We start from the raw sequence: 13,243 nt of genomic DNA, 5'->3' as shown, positions 1-13,243 counted from the left end.
CCCGAGAGGCCATCCGTGTCCGACAAGCCCAGCGTGCTGTTCGTCTGCGTCCACAACGCCGGCCGCTCCCAGATGGCCGCCGGCTGGCTCCGGCACCTCGCCGGGGACGCCGTCGAGGTGCGCTCGGCCGGCTCCCTGCCCGGCGACCGGGTCAACCCCGCCGCCGTCGAGGCGATGGCCGAGGTGGGCATCGACATCTCCGACCAGCGGCCGAAGGTGCTCACCACCGACGCGGTCGAGGCCTCCGACGTCGTCATCACCATGGGCTGCGGGGACGCGTGCCCGATCTTCCCCGGCAAGCGCTACCTGGACTGGCAGCTCGAGGACCCCGCCGGCAAGGGGGTGGAGTCCGTGCGGCCCATCCGGGACGAGATCGAGGGCCGCATCCGCGGCCTGCTGGCCGAGCTGCAGGTGCCGTCCGCCTGATGCTCAGGCGGGTTCGTCGCGCTCCAGCAGGAAGAAGAACGGCTCGGGCAGGCCCCGCATGTCCATCGCCCCGAGGACGACGTCGGCGCCGACCCGCCGGAACACGTCGATGACGGGCAGCGAGTCGTAGACCATCGCCGCGGTGTTCACCCCCCGGTGCTCCACCGTGCGCAGCCGTGCCTTGGGCTGGTTCGTGTGGACCAGCGGGCGCAGGCGACCGAACGCCGTCCGGATGGGCCACGACCGGGCCAGTCCGGCGTAGTCGCGGAGCAGGCCGAGCGGGATCAGTGCGGGGTCGACCGGCCGAGGTCGACCGTCACGGCCGTGGAAGAGCAGCGGGTGCACCGCCTCGGGACCGCTGAACTCCTTGCCGTACCAGCCGTAGGCCTCCAGCAGCCCGTCCAGCCGCGACCCGGTGTGCAGGCCGCTCCCCCGCCACCGGCCGAGCATCTCCGCCACCGTCACCGTCGGCAGCCCGTCGAAGAAGGCGAGCACCTCACCGGGCTCCGCGCCCGTCCGGTGCTCCGCCAGCCAGCGCTCGGCCTCCGGGTCACCCCCGGCTGCTGTCGGCGGAGTCGGTCCGCGCTCGACCGATCGCAACCCCGTCTCGGACTTCCCTGCCATGAGCGCTCCGTTCGCCGGTCGTCGTCCGCCAGCTTGCCCCACGCCCGAGCGTCGCGGGAGCCCCGGCGCTCAGCGCCGCGCCAGGGCCGGCTGCTCCACCCGGAGCCGGTCCGGGGCTGCCGGCGGCGGAACCGGCAGGGGGGTGGTGATGCGGACGACGTCCTCGCGGGGCTGGAACGCGGCCTGCTCGCGGACCGCCGCCCACCGCGCCGCACCGGCGCCGAAGGCCGTCGCCGAGAGCGCGGCGAGGGCGATCCACTGGCGGCCGATGAACTGCAGCCGGTGCAGGCCGCCCTGCCGACTGCGCACGGTGGCCCGGAAGACGACCGGTTCCGACCGGTCGGGCACGGTGACGGCGAGCAGCACGTCGTCCCCCACCGGGGTGCCGACACCCTGCACCACGACCTGCGCACCGCCGAGGGAGACGTCGACGACCCGAGCCGGAGCACCGGTGACGGTGGCCAGCAGGACGGCCGGGAAGCGGTGCCCGTCGCGGCGCTCGGTCGAGAAGCGGGGATCCCGGATCCGCCGGATCCCCGCGACGACGAAGGCCAGCGTGAGGGCGATCCACACGAGGGGCACGAGCATCATGCCGCGCAGCGGATACGCCGTCGGCGTCCAGCCGACGAGGCTGAGCAGGGCGTAGACCACGGTGCCACCGAGCAGCAGGGCCAGCGCCACGAGCAGCCCCGGCACGTGCGCCCGGACGCGCGCGTCGCCGGTCCTGCCCTTGGCGGTCACCGCGAAGCGGCCCGTCCCCCGCCGGACGAGGGACAGCGTGGCCGCGAGGTTCGACGGCAGCCGGATGACCTCGAACAGCAGCGCGAAGCGCGCGGGCGCGAACCCACGGGACAACAGGGTGAGCGCCAGCTGCTGCAGCACGAACGCGGACCCGGCCATGACCGCGAACTGCACGGGGCGAGCCTCGACGGGGAACAGCCCGGTGAGCAGGACTGCCACCGGGACCAGCGCCAGACCCAGCGTCCGCCACGAGTCGAACCACGCGGACAGCGAGTAGATGTAGCCCAGCCGCTGGCCCAGCGTGAGGCCCGAGGAGGTGAGCGGGTTGTCGTGCCGGAGCACCTGCATCGCCCCCCGGCCCCATCGCCGCCGCTGCGCGTAGAAGGCCGCCGGCCCACCGGCGGCCAGGCCGCGGGCGAGCACCTCGTTGTGATAGGCGCTGCGCCAGCCGGCGCGGTGCAGCTTCATGGTCGTGTGGAAGTCCTCGGTGAGGGACTCCGTGGCCACCCCGCCGATGTCCCGCAGCGCCTCGACGCGCAGCACGGCGTTGGTCCCGCACCAGAACGCCGCCCCTGCGTTGTGCTTCCCGGCCTGGATCACCCGGTAGAACAGCGACTCCTCGTGCAGGTCGGCGCCCGGCCGGAGGTGCTCGAAGGAGGACGTGTTGTAGAAGTGCTGGGGCGTCTGCACGAGCGCCAGGCGTGGGTCGGCGAAGTAGGGCAGCGTGCGGGTGAGGAACTCGCCGTCCGGCACGTGATCGGCGTCGAACACGGCGACGAGGTCGGTCCGGACCAGTCCGAGGGCGTGGTTGAGGTTGCCCGCCTTGGCGTGGTCGTGCTCGGGACGGCTGATGTAGCGCGCACCCAGGGCGGTGACCATCTCCTGCACCTCGAGCCGGTCCCCGTCGTCGAGGACCCAGGTCTCGTGCTCTCCCTCGAGTGCCAGGCACGCCGCGACGGTGGGGAGCAGGACGTCGAGGTGCTCGTTGTACGTCGCGATCAGGACGGTGACCGTCGGCCGCTCGCCGTCCGGGCGGGACGGCGGAACGGTCGCGGGCGCCACGTTCCACGTCGTCATCACGAAGAGCACGAGGGCGACCCCGCCGTACAGCTCGAGGACGAGGAAGGGCACGCCGATCCACAGCGCGGGGCCCTCGGGCAGGGTGTCCGCGACCCGCCAGGTGAGATAGGCGAACGTCGAGACCAGGGCGGCCAGCGCCGCGCCCCGGACGAGGAACAGGCGCCGGCGGCCGTCCGGCGCCGGGACGCCGTCCCGCGCCCCGGTCGGCCGGGCCAGCGGGGCCGGGGCGACGGGGCGGCCGGCCGTGTCGGCCGTGTCGGCCGCGCGGCCGCGCACCTGGGCTCTGGTCACTTCCGCGAGATCGGCGCGGAACGAGTCCGACCTGATCCCCCGGACGAGGGAGATCCGCCGTCCGGTGCCTCAGCGCGGCAGGGCGCTCATCGGGAACGGGGCGCGTCCCCGCGACGGGATCAGGCGGTGCGGGGCGCCTCCCAGAGATCGATCCCGCTGTCGACGGCGTGCTCGTCGATGGCGCACAGCTCGTCGTCGTTGAACGACAGGTTCTGCAGCGCCCCGACGTTCTGCTCGAGCTGGACGACGCTGCTGGCCCCGATCAGCACCGTCGTCATCCGCGGGTCCCGCAGCGCCCAGGCCAGCGCCATCTGCGCCAGGCTCTGCCCGCGCGTCTGCGCGATGTCGTTGAGCGTGCGGATCCGGCGCAGCGCCTCCTCGCTGAGCAGCTCGGTCGACAGCGACTTGTCCAGACTGGCCCGGGAGCCCTCCGGGACGCCGTTGAGGTACTTGTTCGTGAGCATGCCCTGCGCCAGCGGCGAGAACGCGATGCAGCCGGCGCCGACCTGCTCGAGGGTGTCGAGCAACCCCTGGGTCTCGATCCAGCGGTTGAGCATCGAGTACGACGGCTGGTGGATCAGCAGCGGCGTCCCGAGGTCGGCGAGGATCGCCGCCGCCCTGGCCGTGTCCTGCGGGGAGTAGGACGAGATACCGGCGTAGAGCGCCTTGCCGGACCGGACGGCGGTGTCGAGGGCGCCCATCGTCTCTTCCAGCGGCGTGGTCGGGTCCGGGCGGTGGCTGTAGAAGATGTCGACGTAGTCCAGCCCCATCCGCTCCAGGGACTGGTCGAGGCTGGACAGCACGTACTTGCGGCCGCCGCCGCCCTGGCCGTAGGGGCCGGGCCACATGTCGTAACCGGCCTTGGTGGAGATGACGAGCTCGTCGCGGTAGGGCGCGAAGTCGTCGGCGAGGTGCCGGCCGAAGTTGCGCTCGGCGGACCCGTAGGGCGGGCCGTAGTTGTTGGCCAGGTCGAAGTGGGTGATGCCGAGGTCAAAGGCGCGGCGCAGGATCGCCCGCTGCCGGTCGAAGGGCATGTCGTCACCGAAGTTGTGCCACAGGCCCAGGCTGATCGCGGGCAGGTCGAGGCCGCTCCTGCCGGTCCGGCGGTAGGTCATCGAGTCGTAACGGTCGTCGGCTGCGCGGTAGGCCATGGGTCCATCTTGGCCGGGGGCCGCGGTGCGTGCGCTCCCGCCGGTGATCGGAACCGGTCCGCGGGCCGGACATCGCTCGGCGGTGACGATCACGAAGGCGGCCGTCCGGGCCCTAGGCTGAGGGCGCTGCCGACCGACACAGGGAGATCCCGATGCTCCGTCTTCTCGGACTGCTGCTGGTGATCTGGCTCGCGTTCACCGTGATCGGCGCGGTCGTGGAGGGGCTGTTCTGGCTCGCCGTCGTGGGCCTGATCTTCTTCGTCGGGACCGCCGCACTGGGTTGGAACAAGCGCGACCACAAGAGCCTGCCGCGCGGCCGGTAGCTCGTCAGGCTCGCCCGAGGGCGGTGAGCCGCTCCCGGCGGGCCGCCCGGAGCAGCGGCACCAGCCGCGCGTCGTCCAGCGCCTCGACGCTGCGCACCGTCATCTTGCGCATGTTCTGCCCCGTGCCCTCGAGCAGGCCGCCGTCGCCGAGGTGTGCGCCGTAGTTGCAGCCGAGGTTGACGTGCCGGGGGTGGACGGCGAGGTAGGCGTAGTGCTCGGACATCTTCTTCGGGCCGACCCCGTACCCGACCGTCTTCTGGTGCGGCCACACGACGCGGACCACCTCCGGGTCGGTGCGCCGGACGAGCTCGTCGGCGGCGGAGACGAGCGCGGCCACCTCCGGCGAGAGCTGGACGAGGAGCTCGTCCCAGCCGTCGGACTCCCCCGGCGGCCGGCCGCTGTCTCCGGTTCGACCAGGCAGCGTGATCACTCCCCGTCCACGTCGCCACCGTAGGTCACCACGTCGGTCGACCAGTCGGCCGGCGGCTGCTGCGCTTCGGGCTGCAGCTCGACCTGATCGACGAGCGGCACCCGGGCTCGCGCGACGAACTGGTCGACCGGGACCGCGTACGGGTTCGCCGTCATGGCCGCAGCCTCGCCCACGCCCGGCCGCCTGTCGAGCCGGCACCCGAGGGCCGGTTCCCGGGGGACGGGTCACGCCGGATCAGCGCCTGCCACATCGAGGGACGGCGCGGCGTGACCTCTGGGTCGCAGGCTCGTTGGCTACGCAACGACGAACCCCCTGCTCAGTTCGGAGACGCGCATGACCACTCGTTCCGTCCGCAGACGTGCCGCGCTGTGCGCGCTCCCCACCGCCGTGCTCGTCGGCCTCGCCACGGCCGGCCCCACGGCCCCCGCCGCGGCGACGTCGGAGGAGTTCCGGCCGCAGCTGGTCACCGTCGACACCCCGACGCGCGAGGACAAGCGGCTGCTGCAGACCCTCGGCCTGGACCTCACCGAGCATGCCGGCCACGACTACGTCGAGGTCGTGCTGCACAGCCCGGCCGACGTGACCGCACTGGTGTCGGCGGGGCTGGGCTACGACGTCCGCATTCCCGATCTGCTCGCACGCGAGGCGGAGAACAACCGCGCCAACGCCGCGTACGCGGCAGCCACGGCGCGCTCGCCGCTGCCCTCCGGCCGGGACGGCTACCGCACCCTGGACGACTACAACGCCGACATGGCAGCGCTGGAGCGCGACCATCCCGACCTGGTCGAGCTCATCACCCTGCCGCACCCGTCGCTGGACGGCCGGAAGATCCACGGCGTCGAGATCGGCAAGGACGTGCGCGGCCCCGACCGCGGGCTGCCCACCTTCCTGATGCTGGGGGTCCACCACGCGCGGGAGTGGCCGTCCGGGGAGCACGCGATGGAGTTCGCGGTGGACCTGGTGACCAACTACGGCACCGACGCCCGGATCACCGACCTGGTCGACCGGTCCCGCGTGGTGGTCGTCCCGGTGGTCAACGTCGACGGCTTCCACCTGTCCCGCACCGACGGCGGGCTGGTCGACCTGCGCGAGACCGACGGCGGCGGGACCGCGACGATCCTGGGCACGCCGGGCAACGCCTACAAGCGCAAGAACTGCCGCGTCGTCGACGGGCAGGACACGCCCGACGGCAGCTGCGCGCTCGCCGTGACGAGCAACGGCGGCTACGGGGTCGGCGTCGACCCCAACCGCAACTACGGCGGCTACTGGGGCGGTCCCGGGGCGTCGGACCTGTTCGCCGACCCGACGTACCGGGGTGCCGCGCCGTTCTCCGAGCCCGAGACCCAGAACATCCGTGAGCTGGTCAGCAGCCGGCACGTGACCACCCTGATCACCAACCACACCTTCTCGAACCTGGTGCTCCGACCGAACGGCGCGGCACCCGACCTGGTCGCGCCCAGCGAGGGGATGCCGCTCGGCGACCCGTTCGACGAGGCGGCGCTGAAGGCGCTCGGGGACGAGATGGCCGCGCAGAACGGCTACACCAGCCAGCACGCGTGGGAGCTCTACGACACCACGGGCTCCACGGAGGACTGGTCGTACAACGCCACCGGCGGCTTCGGCTACACCTTCGAGATCGGCCCCGACGAGTTCCACCCGCCGTTCCCCGAGGTGGTCGACGAGTACCTGGGCGCCGGGGAGTACGCCGGCAAGGGGAACCGGGAGGCGTACCTGATCGCCTTGGAGAACGCCGTCAACCCGGCGACGCACTCCGTGCTCACCGGCAAGGCGCCCGCCGGCGCCACGCTGCGGCTGCGGAAGACCTTCGCCACCCCGACCTGGGACGGCTCCATCCAGGACAGTCTGGACACCACCATGACGGTCGGGCCGGACGGCAAGTACACCTGGCACGTCAACCCCTCCACCCGACCGGTGGTGATGGACCGGCAGGTGGAGACGGTGTCCGGGGAGCCGGTGGCGGAGCAGTCCTGGACCGGGACCACGCTGCCGGCCCAGTCCACCGACCGGGAGTTCACCATCGACCAGGACGTCGACCTGTTCGAGATCGCCCTCGACTGGCCCACCCCCGACGACCTGGACCTCGAGGTCTACCGCAAGAACGCCGACGGTTCCCTGACCTCGGTCGGCGGCTCGGGCAACTTCGTCGGCGAGAAGGAGCGGGTGCTGCTCCAGGACCCGGCGCAGGGCACGTACGTCCTGCGGGTGCTCAACTTCGCCTCGGTGACCCCGAGCTGGACGTTGACCGCCTCGCTGTTCAACGCCGAGTCCGAGACCGTGGCGGGACTGGTGGAGAACTGGACACTGACCTGTGAGCGGGACGGCCGGGTGGTCGAGCGGGTGCCGGTGACCGTCGAGCGCGGGCAGCAGCTGCGGGTGAACCTCACCGCCTGCGGGCGGCGCTGAAACACCGGCCGCACCGCGTTACGCCCGAGGGCGGTCATCCGAGCCTGGATGGCCGTCCTCGGGCGTATCCGGGCGGGGTCCCTCTCCCGCGAACGTCCTCGTTGACCGACCCCGAGGGCCCCGGTCCCGGCCAGCGGTCAGGGGCGGCCGAGAACCCCGGTCCCCACCGCGTCCGGAACCGTCACCCGTCCCGTGCCGGACGGGGCCGGCGCGGGGGCGACGAACGGGACTTCCTGCCGGCAGACGGTCCCCGCGGCGGGGAGAGTGCCCGCGATCAGGTAGCTCTCGGTCAACCGGTCGATGCAGGCGGAGTTCCGGCCGTAGGCGGCGTGGCCATCGCCTTCCATCGTGAGCAGGCGGGCATTGCCGAGTGCCCTCACCATGCCCGCCGCCAGCGAGTACGGCGTCGCGGGGTCGTACGTGGTGGCGATGACCAGCGGGGTGACGGATGACGGGGCGACGGTGAAGGGGCCCCCGTAGGCGTCCTCGTCCCGGATCGGCCACAGTGCGAACGGGATCTCGGCGTAGGCGAAATGCGACCAGAAGTGGGGGTGGTCCGCCCACTCGCGCGCTCCACGCTCCAGGTAGGCATCGACGTCCCGAGGCCACTGCTGCTCGCTGCCCGCGATGGCGAAGAAGCGGTCCTGGCGCGGGTCGTCCCGCGGCGCGACGACCCGGTCCATGATCAACCGGATCAGCGACCCGTCCCCCGACTCCGCCTGGGCGAGCGCAGCACCGAGCAGACCCCAGAACCGTTTGGCGTACAGGAGCTGGAGCGTGGCGTCCCTGATGTCGTCGACGGTCACCGGCGCGGGATTCTCGGTGTACCTGGGCGCCGGGATGGGTGTCGCGGCCGTCGATGCGAGCAGCGCGTCGTAGGCGGTGGATGGATCACCGTCGCCGAACCCGGAGCACGCGGTCTGGTCCGCGGCGCAGGCGGCGAGGAAGCGGTCCAGCGCGCGCTCGAAGGCGACGAGCTGGGTGGCGCTCAGGGAGACGGGGTCGTGGATCCACTGCTGAGGGTCCACCGGGGCGTCGAGCACCAGGGCCCGGTACCGGTCGGGGAAGAGGGCGGCGTAGGTGGCCCCGAGGAACGTCCCGTAGGAGAAGCCGAGGTAGCTGAGCCGCTGGTCCCCGACGGCGGCACGGAGCGCGTCCATGTCCCGCGCGACGTTGGCGGTCGAGACGTGCTGAAGGATCTCACCGTTGTTGCCCAGGCAGCTGTCGACGTAGCGCTGGGCGCGGGCCACGAGCGCGCCGGCGTCCAGGTCGAAGGGGGTCGGCGCCGGCCGCGGGACCAACCCCTCGGTGGTCGCATCCACCCGGCAGTCGATCGACGGCTCGCTCTGGCCCGCGCCCCGCGGGTCGAAGGCGATGATGTCGAAGCGCGCGTTGAGGGCGGAGAAGATGCCGGCGCCCGTCGACTGCAGGTACGCCACCGCCGGGGCGCCGGGACCGCCGAAGTTGAAGAACAGCGAGCCGATCCGCTGCGTCGGGTCCGTCGCCGGCACCCGCGCGACGGCGATGTGCACCTGCGTCCCCTGCGGTTGGTCGTAGTCCATGGGGAGCGCCGCGGTGGCGCACTGGACGCCGGCCGCGACGGCATCGCTGGTGGTGCCGCACTGCGTCCAGGACAGCTCCGGGACGGGCCCGTCCGGCAGCAGGGGAAGCGCAGGGGGGTTCGCGGCGGCGACGGCTGGCGCGACCGCGACGAGGAGCGCGGTGAGACCGCTCAGGACGGAGGTGCGACCACTGGTCATGTGAAGTCCCGACTGACGGGGTGCTGGGGGCGCCCATGGCCTGTCGCGGAGATTGAACAGCGGTACGGGGCCCGCCGGCACGCAGCGTGCGGGCAGAGCAGCCGGCTCGCGTACGAGTCAGCGCGCCGCGACCGCGTGTCCTCTCGCGTTCACCATCGCTGCCGAACGAAGGCGGACCCGGCTGAGTGACCGGCTGTGGACACCGCCCTCGAGAGGCGGCGACACCGGGCACCATTCGGTGCGCCGACGAGCGTCGGCACGTCGATCTGGAGGCCCCATGAGCCCGTCCCGTGCCCTGACCCGTGGTGCGGTCCTCGTCCTGTTCGCCGGCACCGCTGCCTGCGGCGTGGACTCCGTCGCCCCGAAGGTCGAGCTGCGGGATGCCCTCGCGGCGTTCGCCGAGGCCCGTAGCGGGTCGGTCGTCGTCTCCCTGGCGAGCTCGGAGGAGGACGTGCGCGCGTTCCTCATCGCCGCGGGCGAGGACGCCGCCGCCGCCGACGACTCCGTGCTCCGCGACCTGCTCGGCGCCGAGCTCGCCATCGCGTACGACCACGGCGAGGACGAGACGGGCACCGCCGACGACACCAGCCGGCTCCGGGTGCTCTTCGACGATGAGGACCACGGCGAGCTGCGCGTCGTGGACGAGATTCTCTACGCGCGGGTCGACCTGCCCGCCCTGACCGAGCGCTTCCCTGACATGACCGAGGGCGTCGACGAGCTGGAAGCAGAACTCGATGCGGCGGACCTCGGCTCGCTGCAGGAGACCGCCGAGGCCGCCCTCGCCGGGGATTGGGTATCGGTCGACATGGGCGAGGGCTCGTGGTTCGCCGAGCAGCAGAAGATCATGGAGGAGGAGGGCATGCCGCTGCCCGAGGACGTCGGGCAGCGAGTGATGGACCTCGCCGGGAAGGCGATGGACGCGTCCGTGGCTGTTCGCAGGGCCGGCGACCGGCTCATCGCGACGGTGAACACCCGTGAGATGTACGCCCAGGTCGGGGACGAGCTGACCGAGCTGCTGGCCGAGATCATGCCCGGCGCGGAGGAGGGCATGCCGCCTGCCCGCGAGGTGCCCGACCAGGAGGTCAGTGCCTCGTTCTGGGTCGAGGACGGCGAACTGCAGCGCGTGGAGCTGGACCTCGCACAGTTCCGGGACGGGCCGGCCGGCCACTTCGTGATCTGCGTGGAGGCTGCCGACGGGGAGCCGATCGAGGCGCCGGACGATGCCGTGGCGGTCGACGTGGAGGAGCTGATCGCGATGAGCGGTGCCACCCCGCAGCTGCTCCCCGGCGGGTCGGTGGGGGCCGGCGGAACCGACGTCGGGGCGACCGCGATGGCGAAGTCGATCAGCATGGACTTCCAGGTGTACGCCGAGATGGAAGGGGTTCCCCCGACGGTGGAGCACCTGCCGATGATCGCCGAGTACTCGCCGGGATGACGCCGCCACTGGAGCTCCAGGCCGTCGGCGATCGGGTCCAGGTGACCTACGACGGCGAGGTCGCGTGCCTGACGCTCGCCCCGGACACCATGACGGAGGGCACCGTCACCCCCGGCCCCTGCTGACCGCCCGATCGCGGGTCTTCGTGCCTACCGCCGGTTATGCGCGAGGGCTCGGGCTGATACCCGCGCGGACGTCACCGGCCCGGCTCCGGACGAAGGAGCCGGGCCGGTGACGGGCCAGCGATCCGTCCTTGCTCGTCGATCCACGGAGCGGCGGACGTCGCCCCCGAGCCCCGTCAGGCTGCGGCCGCAAGCACCGCCCGGGCGCCGACGGGGCGGACGTGGCCGCCGGCCGGCTGTCTGCAACGGCGACGCCGTATGACATCCACGCCAGCGGTCCGCGGGGAGCGACGCCCGGCCACGGGCTCCTCCGCCCTCAGCAACAGACCCGGTGCGTGGCACGCGTCGGGTCGCCGTTCCCCTCACATCAGGTGGCCGCTACCGAGTCACCCGTGGACGGTGGGCGTGGCTCCGCGGGGTGCAGCGGCGACCGGTGGGGACAGCAGCTCCGCGGCGCTTCGTCTGCCTCACGACGGTCGGCTCGCGAGCGGTCCCGTACAGCTGTCCCTCGTGCGCCTCGACCGCCGCGACCAGCACGATGCTGACCACGACGAGCAGCGACCAGGATCCGAGCTCGGCAGCGTGCACGAGCGTCCACACGGACTCCTGCGACGGGTACTGCCAGGCCCGCAGCAAGGTGGCGGCTTTCTCCGCAACCCAGAGGACGAAGCCGATGAGGACGAAGGACAGCGCGAGCGGCATCGCGTAGCGGCTCCGGCCGACGGTGACATGCACCCACGTACGCCTCGTCACCATCAGCGGGGCCAACGCCAGCACCAGCCGCACGTCCCACATCACGTGGGACGTGAAGAAGTTGAGGTATATGAGGACGGCCACACACGCCGTGGCACGGGCTCGGTAACCCGTAATGCGCAGGTCCAGCCGGCGCCAGGCCTGGCAGACATAGCTGCCGACGGCGGCGTACACGAAGCCGCTGTAGAGCGGAACCCCACCGATCGATGCGAGACCGGTGTCGGGATAGGACCACGATCCCTGCCGCACCTTGAACAACTCGAGCGGCCGACCGACGAGGTGGAAGCCGAAGATCACGACGACCTCGCGGCCGGGCTCCCAGCGGACGAGCCACAGCACCAGCGTGACCGCAAGGCACCAGAGCAGCAGCGCGTCAGCGGGATCCATCGGGAGCGGAACGAGCCGCACGAGAGCCAGGCCCAGGAAGAACAGCACGGCGAACAGGCAGCACTGCGCCTCGATCCAGCCGAACCGCAGCAGCTGTCTCACTCGCGGAAGGCGAGGTCAGCGACAAGTGGTTCCCGGTGCCCTTCCTGGCGCGCGTCGGTGCGGAAGCCCGTTCCACGGCGGGGTCTCGCGTTGCGCACAGCCGGCCGGGCTCTGGACGAGCCTGGGCTCCGGTCCTGGCCGGCTGAACCTCCACTGTCTCGTCGTGCGACCAAGCCCGCACGACGTCGCACGTCAGCGCGGTCGGATGAGCACCCTGCCGGCGGCCCGGCGCTCGTCCAGCTCGCGGATCGCGGCGGCGGCCTCCTCCAGAGGAAAGAGCGGGCCGATCGGCGGGTCGATCGCGCCGGACGTGATCAGCGGCACCAGGTCGCGCCACTGCCGACCGGGGTAGTCGGGTTCGTCGGACCAGAACTCGGCCGAGGCCACGCCCAGCACTGACGTGTTGGTCAGCAGCAGCCGATTGACCTTGACGGTGGGGATCTCACCGCTGGTGAACCCGAGGACGAGCAGCCGGCCCTCCCGTCTCAGCGAGCGCAGGGAGTCGGTGAACCGGTCCCCGCCGACCGGGTCGACGACGACGTGCACCCCGCGGCCCTCGGTCAGCCGCCGGACCTCCTCGCGGAAGCCGTCGACCGGCACGACGTCGTGTGCTCCGGCCGCCCTGGCGACTTCCCCCTTCTCGGGCGAGGACACGACCGCGACGACCCGCGCGCCGTAGGCCGCAGCCAGCTGGCAGGCGGCGGTGCCGAGCCCCCCGGCGGCGCCGTGCACCAGGACGCTCTCGCCCTCCTTCAGCTGCGCGCGGCGGGTGAGCGCGAAGTGCGCCGTCAGGTAGTTCAGCGGCAGTGCGGCAGCCTTGTTGAACGACAGGCCGTCGGGCAGCGGGAACACCATCTGGCCGTCCACCGCCACGCTCTCGGCGAGGCCGCCGGTGATGGGCATGGCCGCCACCCGATCACCGGCACGGAAGCCACCGGCGTCCGCCCGCACCACCCCGGACACCTCCCACCCGGGGGTGAACGGCACGTCGGGACGCCGCTGGTAGAGGCCCCGGGTCTGCAGCACGTCCGGGAAGGTGACACCGGCGCACTCGACGTCTATGAGTACCTGGTGCGACTCGGGCACGGGCTCCGGCCGCTCCTGGACCTCCACGGCATCCGGCCCGGTGAGCGCGGTGATCACTGCAGCACGCATGACTCACGCTAGAGCGACCGAGAGGCGGCTCACCAGATC

At 72.3% G+C, this 13,243-nt stretch carries 13 protein-coding genes; 5 read left to right on the top strand and 8 right to left on the bottom strand.

Annotated features, from left to right (window positions below):
* Nucleotides 1-15: 15 nt before the first annotated feature.
* Nucleotides 16-426 carry an arsenate reductase ArsC gene (locus CHB94_RS12200; RefSeq protein WP_089336844.1) on the top strand — a complete coding sequence of 137 codons (411 nt, stop codon included), beginning with the start codon at nucleotides 16-18 and terminating at the stop codon, nucleotides 424-426.
* Nucleotides 427-429: 3 nt separating this feature from the next.
* Here CHB94_RS12200 and CHB94_RS12195 read toward each other — a convergent pair whose 3' ends face one another.
* The 3 genes from CHB94_RS12195 to mgrA form a co-directional block, all read right to left on the bottom strand.
* Entirely contained in the window at nucleotides 430-1,050 is a 621-nt protein-coding gene (locus tag CHB94_RS12195; protein WP_089336843.1) for a DUF4334 domain-containing protein, read from the bottom strand.
* 69 nt (nucleotides 1,051-1,119) lie between these two features.
* Complete coding sequence (locus CHB94_RS12190; protein WP_141137478.1) at nucleotides 1,120-3,162, bottom strand: glycosyltransferase family 2 protein; 2,043 nt, start codon at nucleotides 3,160-3,162, stop codon at nucleotides 1,120-1,122.
* 119 nt (nucleotides 3,163-3,281) lie between these two features.
* Nucleotides 3,282-4,313: an L-glyceraldehyde 3-phosphate reductase gene (gene mgrA / locus CHB94_RS12185; RefSeq protein ID WP_089336841.1), complete on the bottom strand. Its 1,032-nt coding sequence runs from the start codon at nucleotides 4,311-4,313 to the stop codon at nucleotides 3,282-3,284.
* A 152-nt stretch (nucleotides 4,314-4,465) separates the two neighbouring features.
* Here mgrA and CHB94_RS25160 point away from each other — a divergent pair, with 152 nt between their 5' ends.
* The gene (locus CHB94_RS25160) at nucleotides 4,466-4,636 is read left to right on the top strand and encodes a hypothetical protein (RefSeq protein WP_176445530.1); all 171 of its coding nucleotides are present in this window, start codon (nucleotides 4,466-4,468) and stop codon (nucleotides 4,634-4,636) included.
* 4 nt (nucleotides 4,637-4,640) lie between these two features.
* Here the strand turns inward: CHB94_RS25160 and CHB94_RS12180 are convergent, their stop codons facing one another.
* A complete protein-coding gene (locus tag CHB94_RS12180) occupies nucleotides 4,641-5,066 on the bottom strand; it encodes a DUF1801 domain-containing protein (protein WP_089336840.1) in 426 nt (141 codons plus the stop codon).
* The gene (locus CHB94_RS25155) at nucleotides 5,063-5,221 is read right to left on the bottom strand and encodes a hypothetical protein (protein ID WP_176445529.1); all 159 of its coding nucleotides are present in this window, start codon (nucleotides 5,219-5,221) and stop codon (nucleotides 5,063-5,065) included. Before CHB94_RS25155 ends, CHB94_RS12180 begins: the two co-directional genes overlap by 4 nt.
* A gap of 178 nt (nucleotides 5,222-5,399) precedes the next feature.
* Between CHB94_RS25155 and CHB94_RS12175 the strand changes: the two genes are divergently transcribed.
* Nucleotides 5,400-7,490, top strand: a complete 2,091-nt coding sequence (locus CHB94_RS12175; protein ID WP_089336839.1) for a M14 family zinc carboxypeptidase — start codon at nucleotides 5,400-5,402, stop codon at nucleotides 7,488-7,490.
* A gap of 137 nt (nucleotides 7,491-7,627) precedes the next feature.
* Here CHB94_RS12175 and CHB94_RS12170 read toward each other — a convergent pair whose 3' ends face one another.
* Nucleotides 7,628-9,250 carry an alpha/beta hydrolase gene (locus tag CHB94_RS12170; RefSeq protein ID WP_089336838.1) on the bottom strand — a complete coding sequence of 541 codons (1,623 nt, stop codon included), beginning with the start codon at nucleotides 9,248-9,250 and terminating at the stop codon, nucleotides 7,628-7,630.
* A gap of 277 nt (nucleotides 9,251-9,527) precedes the next feature.
* On the opposite strand from CHB94_RS12170, the gene CHB94_RS12165 reads away from it, so the two are divergent.
* Together CHB94_RS12165 and CHB94_RS26145 are read left to right on the top strand one after the other, a co-directional pair.
* On the top strand, nucleotides 9,528-10,685 hold the full coding sequence (locus CHB94_RS12165) for a hypothetical protein (RefSeq protein WP_089336837.1): 1,158 nt from the start codon (nucleotides 9,528-9,530) through the stop codon (nucleotides 10,683-10,685).
* The gene (locus tag CHB94_RS26145) at nucleotides 10,682-10,810 is read left to right on the top strand and encodes a hypothetical protein (protein ID WP_254920595.1); all 129 of its coding nucleotides are present in this window, start codon (nucleotides 10,682-10,684) and stop codon (nucleotides 10,808-10,810) included. The genes CHB94_RS12165 and CHB94_RS26145 overlap by 4 nt, the downstream gene beginning before the upstream one ends.
* 375 nt (nucleotides 10,811-11,185) lie before the next feature.
* Here the strand turns inward: CHB94_RS26145 and CHB94_RS12160 are convergent, their stop codons facing one another.
* Both CHB94_RS12160 and CHB94_RS12155 read right to left on the bottom strand, forming a co-directional pair.
* Nucleotides 11,186-12,049: a DUF817 domain-containing protein gene (locus CHB94_RS12160; protein WP_089336836.1), complete on the bottom strand. Its 864-nt coding sequence runs from the start codon at nucleotides 12,047-12,049 to the stop codon at nucleotides 11,186-11,188.
* A 192-nt stretch (nucleotides 12,050-12,241) separates the two neighbouring features.
* Entirely contained in the window at nucleotides 12,242-13,204 is a 963-nt protein-coding gene (locus tag CHB94_RS12155; protein WP_089336835.1) for an NADPH:quinone oxidoreductase family protein, read from the bottom strand.
* Nucleotides 13,205-13,243 lie beyond the last annotated feature (39 nt).

This window comes from Blastococcus mobilis (assembly GCF_900188025.1).
Classification (GTDB): domain Bacteria; phylum Actinomycetota; class Actinomycetes; order Mycobacteriales; family Geodermatophilaceae; genus Blastococcus_B; species Blastococcus_B mobilis.
The sequence above is the reverse complement of the archived record's forward strand: the minus strand, read 5'-3'. Positions and strand labels throughout refer to the sequence as shown.

Coding starts and splice junctions, on each gene's coding strand:
- CHB94_RS12195 (WP_089336843.1), bottom strand. CDS start 1,050: ATGGCAGGGAAGTCCGAGACGGGGTTGCGATCGGTCGAGCGCGGACCG.
- mgrA (WP_089336841.1), bottom strand. CDS start 4,313: ATGGCCTACCGCGCAGCCGACGACCGTTACGACTCGATGACCTACCGC.
- CHB94_RS25160 (WP_176445530.1), top strand. CDS start 4,466: ATGCTCCGTCTTCTCGGACTGCTGCTGGTGATCTGGCTCGCGTTCACC.
- CHB94_RS25155 (WP_176445529.1), bottom strand. CDS start 5,221: ATGACGGCGAACCCGTACGCGGTCCCGGTCGACCAGTTCGTCGCGCGA.
- CHB94_RS12175 (WP_089336839.1), top strand. CDS start 5,400: ATGACCACTCGTTCCGTCCGCAGACGTGCCGCGCTGTGCGCGCTCCCC.
- CHB94_RS12170 (WP_089336838.1), bottom strand. CDS start 9,250: ATGACCAGTGGTCGCACCTCCGTCCTGAGCGGTCTCACCGCGCTCCTC.
- CHB94_RS12165 (WP_089336837.1), top strand. CDS start 9,528: ATGAGCCCGTCCCGTGCCCTGACCCGTGGTGCGGTCCTCGTCCTGTTC.
- CHB94_RS26145 (WP_254920595.1), top strand. CDS start 10,682: ATGACGCCGCCACTGGAGCTCCAGGCCGTCGGCGATCGGGTCCAGGTG.
- CHB94_RS12155 (WP_089336835.1), bottom strand. CDS start 13,204: ATGCGTGCTGCAGTGATCACCGCGCTCACCGGGCCGGATGCCGTGGAG.